The organism is Mycoplasma todarodis, from assembly GCF_004335995.1.
GTDB lineage: Bacteria > Bacillota_I > Bacilli_A > Mycoplasmatales > Metamycoplasmataceae > Mycoplasma_K > Mycoplasma_K todarodis.
In genome coordinates, this window is record NZ_PSZP01000001.1 from 61710 (window position 1) to 80030 (window position 18321).

Genomic DNA, 18321 nt, shown 5'->3' on the forward strand with positions numbered 1-18321 from the left:
AGAGCAACCTATCTTTATTAAAGTATTTACATTCAAAATGCATATAAATATTGAGAACTACCCAAGAGTACTATATAGTTAATTTTAAGTATGATACCATTCCAGCAAAATCTAAACGTTTTACTTTTGGTAAAAAATATACAGACTTAACTGAAATACAACAACGTGGAGTTTACACTTTTTATGACGAGAGTGGGAAAGAAAAAACTTTATTATTTTATAAACTCTTTAAAGCTGATATCCTTTGGCTTATTTCCAATTTAGAAATTGTAATAAATTCCGATGATTATTCATCAATTAAAACAAAAGTTTATAACGACTTCTTAAAAAAGCTTAAAACAAGTCGAAAAGATGAAATTGTTATTAGGGATATAAATTTCAAATTAAACATTGAAAAATTTGATTCGCTAAACATGGTTCGATTAATTAATATTGAAGAAGTAGTAGATTTCTTAAAATCAAATAACATTCTTAGAGAAGATAATTATGACAGTGAACTTCTTTTCGCTTTTCTAACCAAAGAAGAACTAGAGGTAGTGAGTCGGTTTGGCATTATTATCGGAACGTCAAAAATGCCGACATTTGGAGTAAATTTATTGAATGAAGTTAAAGATGAGGTAGAATTCGAAATCAAAGGAACTCCCAACAAAACTATTATCGGGGTTATAGATTCGGGTTGTAATTTAGGGTCTCCATTCAACAAATACATTTTATCTAATGAAGACCACAGAGAAGATAAGACAAGACCCCATGATTATACACACGGGTCTGCTGTAACTTCTTTAATTATTGCTAATTCTTTAATGAATGAAAAAGATGGTTGTGGAATTTTTAATGTAAAACATTTTGAAGTGCTAGAAAAAGATGTTTTTGGGAATGCAACAGTTTCCTTTATTCATCTATCAAGGAAATTAAGAGAATTAATTTTAAATAACAGGGATGTGAAAGTTTGAAACTTATCGTTGGGTGCTATTAAAAATCCATATAGTAGAATAATCTCAGAGCTCGGCAAACTTTTAGATCAATTGTGTTTCGAAAACGAAATTGTTTTCATAGTTGCCTCTGGAAATGATAGAAGAACTTATGGATTGAAGTCATTAAATCAACCTGCAGACTCCTTAAATTCTCTTTCTGTTGGTTCTTCAACAGCGACAGGAAAATTAGTCACTTTTTCTCCATATTCATCATTTGGACCTATTTTACATTTTGAAAAACCTGAAATTTCCCATTTTGGCGGGCCTTATAATTTAGACGGAACCACCTTATTAAAAACATTTGCTCCAAATGAAAACTTTGGAATGGAGGGCACTTCTTTTGCAACACCAAAAATCTCGAGAATGGTAGGTAAAATAGTAGAGGATGGGTTTAATGTTCTTGAAGCAAAAGCAACTGTAATTAGTCAAGCTAAAAGAGAAACACCCTCAAACAAATCATCTGCATTTGGTGCCATAAGTTATGAAAAGCCGAAAATAAGGTTATATTTAAGCATGGATTTCACTGGAAAGGAACCGTTTTACTTTGATTTAGATTTACCTAATAACTACAGCTATATAAAATTGACATCATCGCACTTTGTAGAACACGCCCCAATGTTTGGGGAAGAGTATAGCATTCACAATATTGATTCTAAAATAGTAACTTATGATTCTAACTCAAAAGAGCCAGAAAAAGAAGAATTAAAAACAACTGCTAAAGAAAAATATAACGATGGAAGCAAATATTTAAGCGAAAATATATTGCGTTATGAAAATGGTAAATACTTCAATTCGCACACCTCGTATTTTGATAGAGAATCCATACTAAGAAGTGTAGATGAATTAAAAATTAAAGTTCTTGAAAACGAAAAACTAGATGAAGACTATGAAGCCAAACCACAAACAGCAATAAGGATTAAAAAACTTGATTTATTTGATACAAAAATACTTCAAAAACAAAATGCAACAATTGTTATTGATATTTTTGGGGATGAACTCAATACCAAAGAATTCTTAACTAACAATTCTCAACTAATAGGCGTTGAAATAGATATTGAAATCTAATAATTATTTGCAATTAGAAAACTCAAAAATAATCTTGGGTTTTGTCGTGTGAAATTCACACCAATTTCATATTTGCTAAATCCAGTTATAACAAAGGGTAATATGGATATGAATTTAATAATTCTTTGTTTTCAGATCTTAATGTCATCATTTCGTTTCACAAACACCCTGCTTTCACAGTGTCAAACACACCACCTCCCTCCAATGAAGAGTATGATGGTGGTATACATAAAAGCATTATGAACAAGGGGTATACATGAATCAAAATAATAAAAGGGTATTAGAACAATATGAGATCGATTTAAAAGCAGTAAGGAAAACAATTCATAAAGCATCATGATTCCACCTTTCTCTTTTGATATTTCAAATGTTCTTATATGGTGTTGTTGTATACTTGGTGGAAGACCTCACCGCATATGGAAGCACCACTTTCAACACTTTAAGCACACTTTTCTCTTTATGTTTAGGTTCTTTCTTCATTTGCACCATTGTTTGAGCTGTTGCCCCTTATAGTCATTCTTTGTATATACTCAGTAAATACGAGCGAGATGTAAGACTTGGTAAAAGGACATTAGATTCTATTTTAAAGAGATTAGAATTTTCAATTGAACCACCGCAAGGATTAAGACAATGAATAAAAGTTTCTAGAATTTCTATCTGAACCTTTTTGCCATTAATTAATATAATTTTCGAAGGCATAATAATTAAATTAGAACTGGATGTTATTTCTGCAAAAATAGCCAATGATCCAAAAAGAAAAAACCAAGAATAATCTCGGTTTTTTCTTTTTGGCGTTAATTTTAAAATATTTCAGCTTTTGATAATAATTCAAAATCAGGTTTATCTAATTCCAACGTTTCCTCATTTATTTGAAAGGCGTGTTTTTCACCATTGATAACAATAGAAAAATGTTTATCAAATAATAAAATCTGACTTCTTAATTCAGGTCAAGACAAAACACCCTCTTCTAAAGTTCTTACGGCAATCAAATTATTTTCAATATCAAATTTGACTGCTAAAACATTTACTATATTATTTAACATAACTAAATATTACCAAAATTAGACCAATATACATAGTATTTCGTTGTTATTTTTAAATCTTTTTGCATTTTTATAATTTCCTCCCGCCGCTTTTATTTTGTCGTATCTTAGTGTTTTATGTTTTCATCTATACTTGCCATTTGGAAGATATGCTTTTTCTATTTTTTTAGATACTAAAAAATCCTCCATAAATTTTTTTTGATCTTCCAATGATAAAGTTTCATCTATCCCTTCAAAATCTTCAAAGTGAGAACAAATGAAGAATTCGAAATTAGGGTGTTGTTGTAATACTGTAAAGTTCAAATCATTTCTTTTAGCTATTTCTTTCGCATCGAAAATTTTATTGTTCGTAACCTCGTCATCAGTATCAGCTACAAGAAAAATGACATCTTCATTTTCTACAGATATATATCTATCGATTGAACCAATGTTACAATCAAATATATTTAATTCAGACTTAGCATCAATAATTTCTGGATTTATTTTCCCATCTGCATGAGCACCTTTTAGATACAACTCTTCTGACTTACCCTCAACATATATAATCATTATTTGAATTCATCCATAATTCCGAAAATTTCAAAAAGTTTTTCTTTATCTAATTTAGATAAGAAATTTTTCTTTAAATTAGTTTCTGTTTTTTCATTTGTATTAAATTCCATATCCGATACCCTTGATGTTGAAATATCTCCATCTTCATTTTTTTGGACTTGTATTATTTGATCATCCCTTAAGTTTAATTTAAATATATCTGATGAATGTGTTGTAAAAATATATTGTGAATTTGAGTACCTCATAAGTTCAAATACAAATTTAAATAGCCCAGTATGCATTGAAGCATCCAGCTCATCAAAACCGAAAGTAGTAGGTTTCTCTCTAAAAATAGAATCCATGATTTGATGTCCCATTGTTATGAATGACATAGTACCTTTGGAAAGATAAGATGGTAGTTGTTCTGCTGAAACCCTCAATTCTGAAACTCCCGAACATTTTGGTGATTTTAGGATAAATTCAGGCACACCCATGGGGTTTGTTTCAACATTTTTTATCATGGGGTCAAAGGTTTTTAAGATCTTGATATACGTTTCCCCTAATTTATTTTTTGGCGGAGCAAAAATACCCGCACTTGGAAGATTACTAAATTCAGGTCCATAGTTAAAAATAAAATTAAGATCATAAAAAAGATTTATATGTTCTTCCAAAACGTCTTTTATTTGCGGAGTAACTTGTCCAAATTTAACCAATGAAAATAAAGAGGTTGAAGGTTGATGCGTATACTCCTTCCCTTTTATTTCTATTTTGCCAAGATCTTTAAGTTCATAAAGAACAAATGGTTGTTTAACATTTTTCTTGCTCGCTTCTGTCACAGTTATTTTTTCTTTTTGAAAAATACCTGCACTTCATTCAAATTCAATGAAATATTTATAAACATTCCCAGTTGTCTTGTTTTGACAAACATATTCATATTCTCATGAAAGCGCTTCCTTATTAAATGCGTTCAAATGGTGTTTTAGCGCATGTGAATATGCATTAATTGGATCAGTTAATAATTGGAATCCAAGTGTCGCTCCCAATAATATTGTTGTTTTACCTGAAGCATTCAAACCTATCAGTGCTGCTTGTTTTAAAGCTCCAAAATCATTTTTGTTTTCTTGTAGGTTAAAGTACTCAACATTACTATTAAACAACTTTCTGGTCTTTGGAGTTAAATCTATAGAAAGTGATTCGCAAGCACCCTTTATTCCTTTAAATTTTAGTTTTCTTAAATACATATCGCCTCCTTTTATATGAAAATTATACATTAAAATACCAATTTAAAAACTATTACCCTTAAAATATTTGGTGGAAAAATGAAAAATCTTTATTTTTTACACCAAAGTCATAAAAAAATGTGTATAATAAAAATAGATAAAAAAAGAGAGCCGAAACTCCCTTTATCTAACATTCAAATAAATTATAAAATATTTTCGGCAGAAAGGAACAAAAATGAATAAAATACATTATGTAAAACCTTATTGAAGAAGTAAGCCTAATCATGTTGCAAAGACTGTATACGTATCAGGTCATTTTTCAAAAAATCCGAAAATTAAAAATAAATAACAACAAAAAGATCAAACTTATTCCTTTTAAAAATTGGATTTAGGTTTGATTTTATTAATAGTATTAAAAAGCACTAATTTTAGAAAAACTAATAAACCAAAATAGTTAAAATAAAACACTTTAAATAAAAAGAGGAGAGAAAATGTTAGGAATTTATTTTAAAATAACAAATATAACAGATAATAGCAAGAAAGCTAATTACAGTAATGCTGTACACAACTATTTATTTGAATCACTAGACGCAATTAAATTGGATAAAAAAACAAGATTTTTCATCGTTAAAAAATCTTTTAACCTTAGAAATATTAGAAAAAAAATTAAAAATATAACAGATAATAACGCTGATATATTCATCTTTGAAATTGGTGATTATGTTGGTTGAATGAACAATTCATTTTGACGTAAAATTGAATAAAGATTAAAAAAGTTGGACTTTAAACCAACTTTTTAATTTTGTTTTTTTATAATGGAACACATGTTATATTATTTTAATATTTAACTTTTAGTTTATTTATAATTAATGGATTTAGTATTGAATATACAATAGGTGCTACAACAACTGAGAATGCACAAGATACCGTTAAATTCATTCAATCCCCTGGATATATTAGTGCTAATCTAACTCTTTCTCAAAAAGGTGTATTTGAATTAGTCACTCTTGTGTATTCCGAATCACCTAAAATCATAATGAACAAATAAAGCATACAAGAAATAATAATCAATGAAATTAATAATATTAGGTGTTTGATTCTTGATTTTTCTTTATAGATTGTTGTGATACAAATAAGTAATAATGTGAGTGATTCACAAGTATGCAATACACTTGCAATTAGAGTTGGTCCTTCAACGCCAAAAATCACACTAGAAAGCAATACATAAGACCCAACAAGTAAGAATGAAGGTATAGTTCTCAAAATTGCAATACCAGTTATTAAACACACTATATGCAGTGGATGTACATGTGGAATAAAATTATCAAAGTATTTAGCAGTTACAGCTAATGAAAGTAAAATACCAATTAAAGCTATTTCAAATATTGAAAGTTTGTAATTTATTTTTTTCATTAAATCATATTCCTTTCTAAAAGCATCAATACCCTTCGTTCTTCCCTAAGGAACTGATTTTCAATAAAATCATCTGCATTAATTAATTTTTTGATTTCAGAAAATTTTTGTCAATCAGGACTTTCCCTAGTTTCTCCAAATCATGAGTTATTAAAGATGTCCCTTATTATTCATTTATACTTTTCTTTTATTTTGATGAAATTGGTTTGACTGTTCCTCACCACCCTTTCAAAAGGATCATCATTTACAAATCAACGAAAAGTGACTATTATGGTTCATAAAATTGAATCTATCGATGTGACACGACTCCTACTATTCCCGTTGATTACACCTACGACATTTTCGCAATTATTATATTTTAAAACTGTTTCTATTTTTCTTCTTGAGATAGGTAAAAAAATATTGAGTTGTTGTAAAAATGTTGAAAATATATAGCCCTCTGATGACCCAATAGGTTCCAGAAACATTCCATATATCCCTTCCTCTTTAAAATCAATTCTGCGATCAATATACTTTTCTAGATATTTTTCTCCTCTAATTACACCAAATTTCTTTTTAAGAACTTCATTCATTGTTTCTTTGTTGTAAACCAAAATAATACTTAATCCTTGAACATCGAATATATGTTTTGCGATTTCAAATATTTCCAAAGAAAAGTCTGGTCTCGCCCTATCTAGATCATCAATTATTAAAATTACATTACCCTCATATTTATCGCAAATCTTCTTTATGTTATTTTTTATGTTGAGGATTAAATTTTTTGTGCTGACATATTCCTTGAAATCAATTTCATAATTTGCTTTATTACCCTCCAAACTAAATCCTCTATGCTTTAAACCGTTTTTTAACAAGGCTAAAATATTTTTTCACCCTTCTTTTCATAGTTCATCCAATTTACCGTCGTTTGAAAGTTCTTTATATATACTTTTATAAACACTTAACAAGAATGCAGCTTTAGGATTTTCAGCAAAATCAAACTCTCATGCATTAAATAAAATAAATTTATCACATGAATTTTCTTTGATATATTGTTTTAATAATGTTGTTTTACCAACACCGAACGGTCCATTTAAAGCGATTACATTTTTTTCATTAATATATTTTTTTAGTTTTTGTTTCATTTTTCTCCTTTAAAATTATTTTTTTATTCTCTTGAATATATTTAACTTTTCCTCTTTTCTTATTGTTAGAGTTATTATTCAAGTGAAGCGTCAATTCTTTTCCTCAAGCATCAACACCTTTTATAGATTTCTTGCTAATGCTTTTAGGAAATTTGATAATTGAAATCTTACCTTTACTATCCTCGATTATTTTTTTAATCACCTTTTCTTCTTTACTTAAAACTCAAGTTTTTTCAAAAATGAAATATATATTTTTTATTTTGTCATTTTTATACAACTCCATAAAGCATTTAAAACATGGGGCTAAAGTTACTACAATATCAAAAGGAGCACCTTTTTTTATTTTGTCAATTTCTTCCAAAAGCAATATTTCAGCATGTTTTGCTTTGGAATTATTTTTCTGAGATTCATTTCAACAATGCCCAAAAAATAGACCTTTCTTTTCATTAAAAGCCATCGCCATCACAGGCACAGCTCTTTTATCATCTTTTTTATATTTTTCAAATTGAGTATTTAACTCTTTACCTAATTTTGTTAGTTTCATATTTACCCCTAATATATCGTTTGTATTTCATCTTCAACCTCCATACGACCATTCATTTTTATTTCTCCATTATTAGATATTTTTTGACTGGCTGGGGTGATTGAGAAGAATTGCCCATCAACATATCCAGACATTTCATTTATTTTTTCTTTGTTACACCTTATGCAAAGTGGTTGCAAATTTTTGTAATTATCAGAACCTCTCCTTTTAGCTTTCCATGGGTTTTTTGGTCAAATATGATCCAATGTTCAGCCAAATTGCGTTGTTCTATCATAATGAGTTCAAATAATCCTGTGTCCAAATGCGTCTCGTGCTTCGTTGACAACTCCAAAGTAGTTGTCCCATACTTTTCTTTCAATACCATGATCTCCATATCTATTTCCAGACATAGTGATACCTCCTTATTTGCTCAGTTTCTTTCCTCTTGAGGTGAGCATACAACAAGAGTTTGAAGGAAGGTTAATTCACTTCCTTCAATTTAAATCTTACAAACTAAATAGACATTATTTTGTATGTTTGATATAATTCATATAAACGATGATGCTAAGTTGTTGTCCAACATTTATTTAATAAATACAACCAATTGAGTGCGGAGATGCGTCGAAGCATTTTTAACATGAAATTCAAAAAGGAGTACATATGTTTAAAGAGGATTTTACTTTAAGAACTTTGGATACCCATCCACAAAAAACTTTTTCACCCATGAGAATGATTTTAAGAAACGATATTTTGTATAAGGAAGTGTTGAATTTTTACGATAATCCTGGCAAAAATAAAAGGAATGAACTTATAATTAAAACTATTTTTTCTTGAAATGAGATATTCCCTTTTGGTTTTCACACATTCTCCGAAATAGACATCAATAAAACTTTTTCTTTTTTAGATACATTCCAAGTGGTTCTTAGTTTTATTGTTAGTGGTATGGAGGAATGCAGAGAAAAAGAAATATTAGAAGACATTAGAATAGCAATGCAAGAGTTCGTAGTTTTTTCCATAAATAAAGCACATTATTCTTCACTTGCTTCCTATAGAAAAGTTATTGAAGGAACTCTTTGGATAAAACACCTATTGAAAAGAACCTTCCCAAAAGAGGGAAAAATTAACTCCAAAAAAAATATTTCAGAGCAATTAGATGAATTTCCTAATATGAAAGAATATTATAAAGTTTCAAGTAAATTAATTCACTCTAAGAAGAAATATTTTTTCAACTTTACACCAACAACAAAACAAGATGATCTAAATAACTTCTATAAATTAATAAAGAATTGTTTTGATGAGCTTTCAACTATATATAACTCTATTTTTGACATAGATTGAATCAATGAGAACCAAGTTTTAAATCGCTTTTCAAAAATCTATAATCGTTTATTGAAATTCAATGGAACCCAAGATTTAAATAATTATAAAATTGTACTCAAAAATAACTCAGAAGATTTCAATCATGGTCTTGCTTTATATCACTCATTAAACAAAAATAAAAATAGTGTTTTTGAGTTGCTTTTAATCAAAGATACTTATCATGACTCCTTGAATAATCACATAAAGAAAATACCTTCTTTATTTCTCAATAGAATAAATGATAACGAACCCAATTCATTTATTAAATCATTAGAAATACTTGCTAGTTTTAAAGAGTTATCTTCGTTAGGAAACGAAATGAACCTTTTGGAATCGATGAAATTCCTTACAAAATATAGGGAAACAGGATCGGAGGCTATGAAACATTTCTTAGATATGAAAATAAGACAAGAACAGAATATTAAATTATTCAAAACTGAACTTAAAGAACTAAAAAAGATTGCCTCAGAGCTTTTTATGCTCGAAAGAAATGATCCTTTTTCAAGAATTACGATAACTAGATTACTTGTTGAAGAGGTTATATTTAATATCATAATATCTAAATCAAATAATATATTTGCTTTCAATATGCTTGTGGAAAATATGAGAAGAAAGGACAATTCTATACAGGATTTTTCAATAATACCTCATAGACATGTTGTTTTCTCCAATAGACCATTTCAATCAACGGTAGAGGGCAAATCAACAGGTAATTCAAAGACAGATTTTAAAAACCTTGCAACTCTAATTAAAAATCTTAAAGTATATTTAAAGAGATTTAAATAAAAAGGAAAAATACAACATAGCTGGAATAATAAATAAAATATCGCTCAATATACTGATTTCGTATTATTTTGAGCGATATTTTTTATGTTAAATTTAATCCAATACCATGAAAAAGTTTTAAAAAATGCTTATTGCTTATTTATTGGGTGTAAAATTAAAGTAACAGATACTTTTGAGAGAGGTGGTTGTTATGTTTGAAACATTTTTTAAATATATGTCAACATTTTTACCTATTTACCAAAGATTTTCAACGCTTGAAAAATGGTATCCATTCTTTAATGCACTCCCGTTTACTTCCGCTTCATTTATTTAATATTCCTTTTATTCTTCCGTTGTTAAAATGCAACACTTATTTTTAGTTCCCTTGCAAGAAAGGGGGTGAGAACAAATATCATAAATCAAAATAATACATTCACCATAATTATTCCTTTTATGAATATGAGTGGTGAGGAAGTCCTAACTTGCCTTAATTCTTTAAAGAACCAAACATCAAAGAATTTCAAGGTCATATTCATCAATAATAATTCTAAAAGGACTAAAATAGAAGACTTTATAAAGGAAGTGATAAAAGATAGTTTTGTTTATTCCATTCTTCATGAACCCAACCCCGGTGTTTGTAAAGCAAGGAATAAAGGATTATCAAAATTGTTATCTGGTTGAGTCCTGTTCTTGGATATAGATGATGCAATTTCAGAAAATTATATTCACGAATTAAATATGATGCCATTAGATCAATATGCAATATATAAACCATATTATTCATATAAAATGGAGGGTAAAGAATTTTTGCAAACTTCTGAAACAATTCTTAAAAAATCGTTTGATGTCGGTTTCTCATTCTTCTGACGCAAAGAATCAATGAAATTATTTGACGAGAATTTGACATTTAATGAAACTCTTGATTTTATATTAAGCAACAACCTACATCAATTGCAGATTATTTTTATTGATGCTATATATCATTATTATTTACAACCTAAAAAGAAATACGAAGATACCAAAGAATATCTAAAGAAAAAACATAAGAATATAAAGTTAATAAAAGCTTTATAACTTTAAGGAGTAATATGAAAAGTATTTTAGCATTACAAGCATTAACATTAGTCGCTAGCGCCGCTAATCCAACGCCAGTTGAAACAAGCATCATCAAAAAAGATGATGTAGCTCAGTCATTATTAACCAAATTAGAAGCATCAAACCCAAAAACAATTGAAGATATCACAACCATCATTATGAATTCAAAATTAACTACAGAAGTAAAAATTAAACTTTGTAAAAAAATAAATCAATATATAGAATCAAAACCAAATTCATACTATTGAAGAGAAAATTTCCCAAATCAAAAAACAACATCTCCACGTTGAGTAACACCACATGGAGTTGACGTAACAAATAGACGCACCATTATTAGTAGGAGGGACGTAGATAAAATTGGAGACTTCATAAAAGATGTGGTAGGAACGGGTTCAGATATCTCAGGTGCAATCGCTAATGCAGGTATATAAAAATTAACTTTAAAAACAAACCTCTTTAATTGGGGTTTGTTTTTAAAAAAACCTTAGTAAACTCTTTTATTTGGAAACTTTATTTTCTCCAATGTATAGCATTCCGATACCTTTGTTAACTTTATCTCATCTCACCGAAAAAGATTTACCGTTAACAATCCCCTTCACTTCATCATTTTTTTCTTGATTTGATAATGCCGACAAAGGGATTCCATTTTCTATAACATTTCTTCCGCCTTCAGCTTCTGGTCAAATATGATCTGCTTGAAAGTTATTAATATTCATATTTCTCCCAAAAACATCAACAGCAGAATTACTATAAGGGAAATATCTTTTTCATATTTTTATTCTTTGTTCTCTATTGAAACTCATGTCACACCTCCTTTCTTTCACTATCATCTAATTAGATGTATTTAAATCCTACTAATTAAATAGACACTATTTTGTATGTTTGATATAATTTGTATATGAAAAAACTAAAAACAGGAATTGAAATATTAAAATATTTATCAGGACAAAACAAACCAATATCAGTTGAAGACATTACAAACTACTTAAACACATCATTCGAACTTGAAAAAGACCTTAAACCAAGAAGTATCAAAGAATACCTTAGAGAGCTCTCTAATGAGCTAATTTACACCAATGGAGGTACACAAGCACCAATCATAGAGTCAAGGAGAGGTATTGACGGTGGTTGAATGCTTACAGCGAGTGGTAGAGAAGAAATGAAACGTTTAAGTTTTAATAGTTTTAATTCAGATACATTAAATGCAATTAACGATTCATTCCAAAGAGCGATGGTTTCTGAAACCTTCTATTATAAAAACGACCTAAAGAAAGCTCGTAGTATTCTTTATGCAACAAAGAACTTCCACGAAGCGGATCATGAACACTATTTAGGTAATGGATCAGAAATAATAAAAAGCACAATTATCAAGAAACTAAAGCAAGTAGCTTTGGAAAACAAATATGCAAGAATCACCTTTAAGCATATTAGGTATTCAGTTACTGAAAAAGTTATGGATTTAAAAGTTATAAGACTTATCCATGATTTGGATGAATCCTTTGTTGTTTGTTCTAAAGAAGGAAGTTTTGAACCAATGTATATCAATATAAGAAATGTCGCAGCAATTAAAATACTTAATAAAAGTTTTCCTAGAAAATATGAAGCTAAATTTAAAAATACTATAAACGATGATAAAAGTTCTATCAAAGTCAGAACTGAACAATGAGCAAGAATAAAAGTTATTAATCCCTTTATGTATGAAGTTATTGATTTATGAACACATGGATGTACCTTTGAGTACAGCGAAGACAGATCGATAATAACAATCAGAAGTAGTGAGCATTATAGGCTTATGATTTTCTTATTTAGAACAATAGGTTGTGCAAAAATCTTAGATGCACATAAAATGGTAAAAGAGAGATGAAATAGGAAAGTTAACTTAATCCAACCAATAGAATAATAATCAAATAAAAAAGTTGAGCATTAGCTCAACTCTTCTTTTGGCTCTTCTTTTGACTCTTCTTTTGTTTCTTCTCTATTACTTTTATCAATTTTTGCAAGAGCTAAAAATGAAGTTACAGAAGAAATAATAGTTAAACCGCAAATGGCGAATATTGCAGTAAATAATATCAAACTTGCTGCAGGATCATTAGGTTTTCTCTTGATAAGCATAATAACCCCAAGTACTAATAACGGAATATTGAATATACCAGCAACACCACATAAGATCGTCCCAGTTCAATTAGCATGAAAGTATTTAGTCTCAACTTTTACACCGCTATTTACTGAATCAATGCTTTCAATTACCTGCTTAATTATAAATACCATACCAATAATGGTTAAGATGGTAACGATAATAGATAATACACCTGTTGCAATTAATCTTTTCCTCATAATACCCCTTTCGTCTTCATCTTAATTATACTACTCTAAGATTTAACTAAAAAAATACTCAGTCTATCGATTAAAAAACAACCACTTTGGTTGTTTTAATATATTGAAGTAACCGGTAGAGTTTGTGGTTGTTTTTCCATTTTGTAAATACCAGTTGATGTACCAACATAATTAACATTTTTAATTGTTTCGACAAAACCATTAAACATATTTGGTACACCTTTTTCGACAGGAACAAGATGTCCCTTGTGAAGTCATGCCATCTCTTTATAATTAGACGGAGTATTGCTTCTTCCAAAATCAATGCCCGTTAATAAAGTTTTTCCATTAATTTGAATCATTTTTGAATCCACACCCATAAGAATAGGTTCCTTTTTTCCATTAGGATAAATAGCTTCAACTCATTTTAGTTTCTTGTTAACCATTTTAGTAAGAATTAAATTTTCGTCTGGGTTGTAAGCTGCCCCTACATAAATTTCTCCATTAAATTTTTTTATGAAACCATCTTTCATTTCTCTTCCATCAGGAGCCCCGTTATCATCGAAAACAGCAGGTTCGAGAACGCCATTCTTGAAAATTTGTAGCCCTGCACCCATTGTTCCATCTCCAATGTAAACCACTCCATCAATTTCTTCCATAAAACCACCATCATATGCAGATATAGGATCATCTACAAGAACATATTTACTATTAACTATTTTGAATAGACCATTTTCATTTGCATTATAACCTTTTGCAACATATGTCACTCCGTTAATTTCTTTAATAAAACCATTTTTAACAACATCAGTGTCTGGTGTTTTTCCATCTGCTTCAAATACCGCAGGAACAAGTTTATCATTCTCTAATTTCATTAAACCATTTGAATTAGTCCCTACATATATAGTTCCATTAACATCTTCTATAAAACCTTCTTCAACATTTGTTTTATCGACATTCACTAATTTACCCGCTTCTATCTTCATTAAACCATTTGTTTTAGTTCCTACATATATAGTTCCGCCAATTTCTTTCATAAAACCGTTTTCTACGTTGATGTTACTAATGTTTTTAAATGTGTATTTATGTAAAGGATCTGTTTTAGCTGGTTGTTTTGCTTTGTTTTTAGCTGGTTGTTTTGCTTTGTTTTTAGCTTTTAAATCATCTAATTCTTTCTTTAGCTTGTCTATTTCTTTTTGTTTTGCGCTAACTTGATTTTTCAAGTCATCTGTACCAGTAGCACTCTTAGCTACAGGTTTTTTAGATTCTTGTTTTAGTTTATCTATTTCTTTTTGTTTTGCTTCAACTTGATCTTTTAAATCTTGTTTTAGTTTATCTATTTCTTTTTGTTTTGCATTAGCTTGTTCTTTTGAACTAGCATTTTCCTGTGGTGATGTTTTGGCATCATCTTTATTTTTGTTTTGGTATAAAATTACGAAAGGTACTGCTGTTGATAAAGCAACAACTGTTCCTGCGGCAAGCGCACTTAAACCAAATGCTTTCGAATTCATTTTACTCATTTGTTTTCTCTCCCTTTTATTAAAGAACATTAAAAAATGCTCTTATTACTCATTAATTATTATAGCAAACAAACTTGTATATATATGAAACAAATGTATTTCACAATTAAATTAAAAAATAAAAAAACGAGATTGTTCTCGTATTTTCTAGCCTTTTATTTCCTCTGCAAGTTCAACACTACCATCGGCATCTCTCTTAAGAATAAGTGCTGTCTCTAAGTCAGATCAACTTCCCATTCATGCTTCACCAATAACTTCCATACCAACATGATTTGTTGCTCTTGGTTGTCAATAAGCTTGGTGTGCTCCACCAGAGAATACTTTACCCGTTTTAGGATAAAGTGATCTTACATCAGTTCAAGGGATTAAAGTAATTTCATCTTTCTGAACAACTCCATCTTTATTATTGTCATCTCAGAAAGAATATTTTTGAGTTGAAAGGTGTCTTTGAATATCTACAACACCATCATACTTTTCACTGAAGTCTACATATCAAGCTTTTTGCTTATCATAGTTAATTGTTCTTTTATCTCAAGTTTCTTCTGGATTACCTCTAAAGGCAAGGTAACCATGTGCATCCAGTATTGGATATGCCGTCGAATTATGTTTCACAATACCTTCTTTTGTACCTGAAGGATTTAAGATTAAGTATTGATGTTGTTTCTTGGTTCAACCACCAATTAAATTTAATGTTCATGGCTGTTTTGCTTTTAATTCCGTTTTAAATCCAACAACTTCATTAGATTCCTTCACAAATGTTGAAATGGTTTTCCCATACCCCATAACAGTATCACGCCAGAATTCGATCATCTTATCTCTTTTAGTTGTATCTGTAATAGGAACCCTGAATCCTTTACCATCTTTAATTAGGTTTTCTGCATCATTACTAAACGAAGGGTAGAATGTCATCCCTTCATTATCATTAACAACACCATTTTTTAATCAAGCATTTGCTTTTATTGTTCTAGAGAATCAACCTGTTTGACCATCAGTTTGTCTACTGAAGTTAAATGCATTCTTCTTATATGTATAGTATGGATCTCATCCAGTTAATAGACTGGATAAAGTTGTTGCCCCAATTTTATATGATTTAGGTTTTGAAAACATATTAGTAAACATCCTTGTTAACATTTCATCAAAACCAGAAGAATAATCATTTCAAATCATTACTTCTCCATGTTCGTGATTCTCTTGAAAGGTTCCACTTCATGGTGACGTTTTCTTTCACCCGAAAGGATGGTAGTTAATATAGAATTTAGGATCTACTACTTTCCCTTTATATAGAAAAGCTTTATTCCTATTCAAGTAACCTGGAAGATTATTATCAAAATCACCAACCATTACTCTCATAGTTCAAAGAGCTAATTGCTTATTAACAAAGGTTTCATCTCCATTGTTATTTCTGATTTCCCTTTTCTTTTTCAATAAATCAATAAGCACAGTTTCTTTTGAATTATCTGGGTCATTAATATCGACACCAAGCATGTTTGCAAGTCTTTCGATTAAGTATTTAGAAATGTATTTACCTTCAGGTCTTTGTGGTCTATAACCGTTGTGGATTCCTGCTTGTATTAATTCCTCAGGAGCAATCTTCTTTTGTCTACCTATAAATATTGGTTTTTGTCATGTTTGGTAATGATTCAATACATGACCATATTCATGTTGTATAACACTGAAGATACTATCAAATTTACTTTTAACACTATTGAAGTTTGGTTTGTAACCATTAATAGCATTATCTCAACTGGCTAAACCAGAGTTGATAAACATTAATGTTTTTGAAGGGTTCTTAGGTCTTATTGGAATATCCTTTATTTTTGAAGGATATGCAAGTCCACCTTCAGTAATATACCCACCTGCGTGTGTGTTCATTGAAATCATATGTTCATTATCAAAAGTTATAACTCCTAGTGTAGGAAGTTCAGGACCATGAGCAACCCTTGAAAGGAATAATCCAACGAATTCTTCTAATTCAGTTTCATTAATAAATGGCTCAGCATTTTTTGGTACATTTTCGATAAATCTAGAATCAAATTTCTTAAAACCAAACATAAAGACAATTGGTGATTCTTCAGGATCCTTACCAAATCATGCAACAAGTGTTTTTTGTTTTCCATTCATAATAGTTTTTTTATGTAGATCTTTAACGTTATACCCTTGTTTCTTAGCTTTCACTTCTTTAACATTAGGAGTAACTGTTTTCACAGGATTTATTTTCTTTGCAGGCACTAACTTTTGTGCGGGAATAGATTTTTTTGTAAGTCCTAAAACTTGATATTGCATAACTTCTTCAGCTTTACCATTGATTGTATAACCTTTATTCGCAGTTATAGTTAAAGTTACTGTATCAAAGTTTGATAATCCTGATGTTTTATCAGCTTTAACGGTCATGTTTGGTATGCTCGGTAATATGAACGTACCAAATCCATCAAAGCCCTGAAATTGGATGTTTGGACGTGTCACAACAACATCAATTATTGGGTTCTTTAAACCTTTTACTTCATAAACAAATTTAACTTCAGCTTTACCATTGATGCTATATCCTTGTTTACCTCTAACTGTAACTGTAAAGTGTTGACCATTTGAAAGGTTATCATTTTGAGTTGTTGTAATTTCAGTATGCGGAATACTTGGAATAGTAAATTGACCTTTACCATTTTCTCCAACAACATTTATAGCAAGTGTTTGTTTTGAAATCTTTAAGTCAATTACTTTTCTAGACTCAAATAATCCTTTAACAACATATGTGAAAGTAACTTTATCTTTCCCATTAATTGAATATGTACTTGGATCTTTTGATGCGTATGTTATTTCAATAACTTCTTTATTCTTAATGTTATTTGTTCTACTGATTAAAACACTGTATTCTTCTGTTTCTTTCGGTGGGTTAGTTAAAGTAGCTTTACCTGATTCACCCATAATACCTAATGATGTATAAGTTGGTTTCTCAACATTAACCTTGATGACTGGTTTTTCTTTTAATCCATGCACAAAATATTCAAAGACAAGTCTCTTTGAACCGTTGATTGTTAAGTTATATTTTGGATCAACAATATATGTGATTGTTATTTTGTCTTGATTCCTTAAATCTTTCTTTTTACTTACGTTAATAAGTACACCTTCTTTTGGACTTTTAGGTAAGTTAGTTATTTTGGCCTTTCCGTTATACCCTTTAATTCCTAATGACGCATAAGTTGGCTTACTTATACCTATGTTGTTGTTTGGCTTTTTATTCTCGTTTGAAATACCGCATGCAGTTACTGTTGGTAATATAATGGCTCCAGATATAAAGGCGACAGACAAACTTTTAATTCTTCTCTTTTTGTTTGTTTTCATAATTTAGCATAATTATAAAACACAATCAACTTTCGCAAGGAAA

The 18321-nt window shown here is 29.5% G+C and carries 18 protein-coding genes; 7 read left to right on the forward strand and 11 right to left on the reverse strand.

Features of this window, described 5'->3' with window-relative positions; translation table 4 throughout:
- Positions 1–50: 50 nt before the first annotated feature.
- A complete protein-coding gene (locus C4B25_RS00175) occupies positions 51–2039 on the forward strand; it encodes a S8 family serine peptidase (protein WP_131613051.1) in 1989 nt (662 codons plus the stop codon).
- 256 nt (positions 2040–2295) lie between these two features.
- Positions 2296–2811, forward strand: a complete 516-nt coding sequence (locus C4B25_RS00180; protein WP_131613052.1) for a hypothetical protein — start codon at positions 2296–2298, stop codon at positions 2809–2811.
- Positions 2812–2839: 28 nt separating this feature from the next.
- Here the strand turns inward: C4B25_RS00180 and C4B25_RS00185 are convergent, their stop codons facing one another.
- The 3 genes from C4B25_RS00185 to C4B25_RS00195 are packed head-to-tail and all read right to left on the reverse strand — an operon-like array spanning position 2840 to position 4854.
- Positions 2840–3082, reverse strand: coding sequence for a hypothetical protein (locus C4B25_RS00185; RefSeq protein ID WP_131613053.1), 243 nt, complete (start codon positions 3080–3082; stop codon positions 2840–2842).
- Between the two features lie 18 nt (positions 3083–3100).
- A complete protein-coding gene (locus C4B25_RS00190; RefSeq protein WP_131613054.1) occupies positions 3101–3631 on the reverse strand; it encodes an RloB domain-containing protein in 531 nt (176 codons plus the stop codon).
- Entirely contained in the window at positions 3631–4854 is a 1224-nt protein-coding gene (locus tag C4B25_RS00195) for an AAA family ATPase (protein WP_168380644.1), read from the reverse strand. Before C4B25_RS00195 ends, C4B25_RS00190 begins: the two co-directional genes overlap by 1 nt.
- Positions 4855–5324: 470 nt before the next feature.
- Between C4B25_RS00195 and C4B25_RS00200 the strand changes: the two genes are divergently transcribed.
- Positions 5325–5597, forward strand: a complete 273-nt coding sequence (locus tag C4B25_RS00200; protein ID WP_131613056.1) for a hypothetical protein — start codon at positions 5325–5327, stop codon at positions 5595–5597.
- Between the two features lie 73 nt (positions 5598–5670).
- On the opposite strand, the gene C4B25_RS00205 is transcribed toward C4B25_RS00200, so the two are convergent.
- Genes C4B25_RS00205 through C4B25_RS00220 form a run of 4 tightly spaced genes read right to left on the reverse strand, consistent with a single transcriptional unit; the run spans position 5671 to position 8300 of the window.
- Positions 5671–6246 carry a hypothetical protein gene (locus tag C4B25_RS00205; RefSeq protein WP_131613057.1) on the reverse strand — a complete coding sequence of 192 codons (576 nt, stop codon included), beginning with the start codon at positions 6244–6246 and terminating at the stop codon, positions 5671–5673.
- Complete coding sequence (locus tag C4B25_RS00210; RefSeq protein ID WP_131613058.1) at positions 6246–7367, reverse strand: KAP family P-loop NTPase fold protein; 1122 nt, start codon at positions 7365–7367, stop codon at positions 6246–6248. The genes C4B25_RS00205 and C4B25_RS00210 overlap by 1 nt, the downstream gene beginning before the upstream one ends.
- On the reverse strand, positions 7339–7911 hold the full coding sequence (locus C4B25_RS00215) for a cytidine/deoxycytidylate deaminase family protein (protein ID WP_131613059.1): 573 nt from the start codon (positions 7909–7911) through the stop codon (positions 7339–7341). The genes C4B25_RS00210 and C4B25_RS00215 overlap by 29 nt, the downstream gene beginning before the upstream one ends.
- Positions 7912–7919: 8 nt before the next feature.
- On the reverse strand, positions 7920–8300 hold the full coding sequence (locus C4B25_RS00220; protein ID WP_131613060.1) for an HNH endonuclease: 381 nt from the start codon (positions 8298–8300) through the stop codon (positions 7920–7922).
- Positions 8301–8550: 250 nt separating this feature from the next.
- Between C4B25_RS00220 and C4B25_RS00225 the strand changes: the two genes are divergently transcribed.
- From C4B25_RS00225 to C4B25_RS00235, 3 genes are all read left to right on the forward strand, one after another.
- Entirely contained in the window at positions 8551–10035 is a 1485-nt protein-coding gene (locus C4B25_RS00225) for a hypothetical protein (protein ID WP_131613061.1), read from the forward strand.
- A 378-nt stretch (positions 10036–10413) separates the two neighbouring features.
- Positions 10414–11088 (forward strand): glycosyltransferase family A protein, encoded by a 675-nt coding sequence (locus C4B25_RS00230; RefSeq protein ID WP_131613062.1) that lies wholly within the window; start codon positions 10414–10416, stop codon positions 11086–11088.
- A gap of 14 nt (positions 11089–11102) precedes the next feature.
- Entirely contained in the window at positions 11103–11540 is a 438-nt protein-coding gene (locus C4B25_RS00235; RefSeq protein WP_131613063.1) for a hypothetical protein, read from the forward strand.
- Between the two features lie 66 nt (positions 11541–11606).
- Here C4B25_RS00235 and C4B25_RS00240 read toward each other — a convergent pair whose 3' ends face one another.
- Positions 11607–11912 carry an HNH endonuclease family protein gene (locus C4B25_RS00240; RefSeq protein ID WP_131613064.1) on the reverse strand — a complete coding sequence of 102 codons (306 nt, stop codon included), beginning with the start codon at positions 11910–11912 and terminating at the stop codon, positions 11607–11609.
- Between the two features lie 95 nt (positions 11913–12007).
- Between C4B25_RS00240 and C4B25_RS00245 the strand changes: the two genes are divergently transcribed.
- On the forward strand, positions 12008–13009 hold the full coding sequence (locus C4B25_RS00245) for a hypothetical protein (RefSeq protein ID WP_131613065.1): 1002 nt from the start codon (positions 12008–12010) through the stop codon (positions 13007–13009).
- 23 nt (positions 13010–13032) lie between these two features.
- Here C4B25_RS00245 and C4B25_RS00250 read toward each other — a convergent pair whose 3' ends face one another.
- The 3 genes from C4B25_RS00250 to C4B25_RS00260 all read right to left on the reverse strand — a co-directional run bounded on the left by C4B25_RS00250 (position 13033) and on the right by C4B25_RS00260 (position 18278).
- On the reverse strand, positions 13033–13443 hold the full coding sequence (locus tag C4B25_RS00250; protein WP_131613066.1) for a hypothetical protein: 411 nt from the start codon (positions 13441–13443) through the stop codon (positions 13033–13035).
- 95 nt (positions 13444–13538) lie between these two features.
- Positions 13539–14942: a hypothetical protein gene (locus C4B25_RS00255; RefSeq protein ID WP_131613067.1), complete on the reverse strand. Its 1404-nt coding sequence runs from the start codon at positions 14940–14942 to the stop codon at positions 13539–13541.
- Between the two features lie 147 nt (positions 14943–15089).
- Entirely contained in the window at positions 15090–18278 is a 3189-nt protein-coding gene (locus C4B25_RS00260; RefSeq protein ID WP_131613068.1) for a hypothetical protein, read from the reverse strand.
- Positions 18279–18321: the final 43 nt, after the last annotated feature.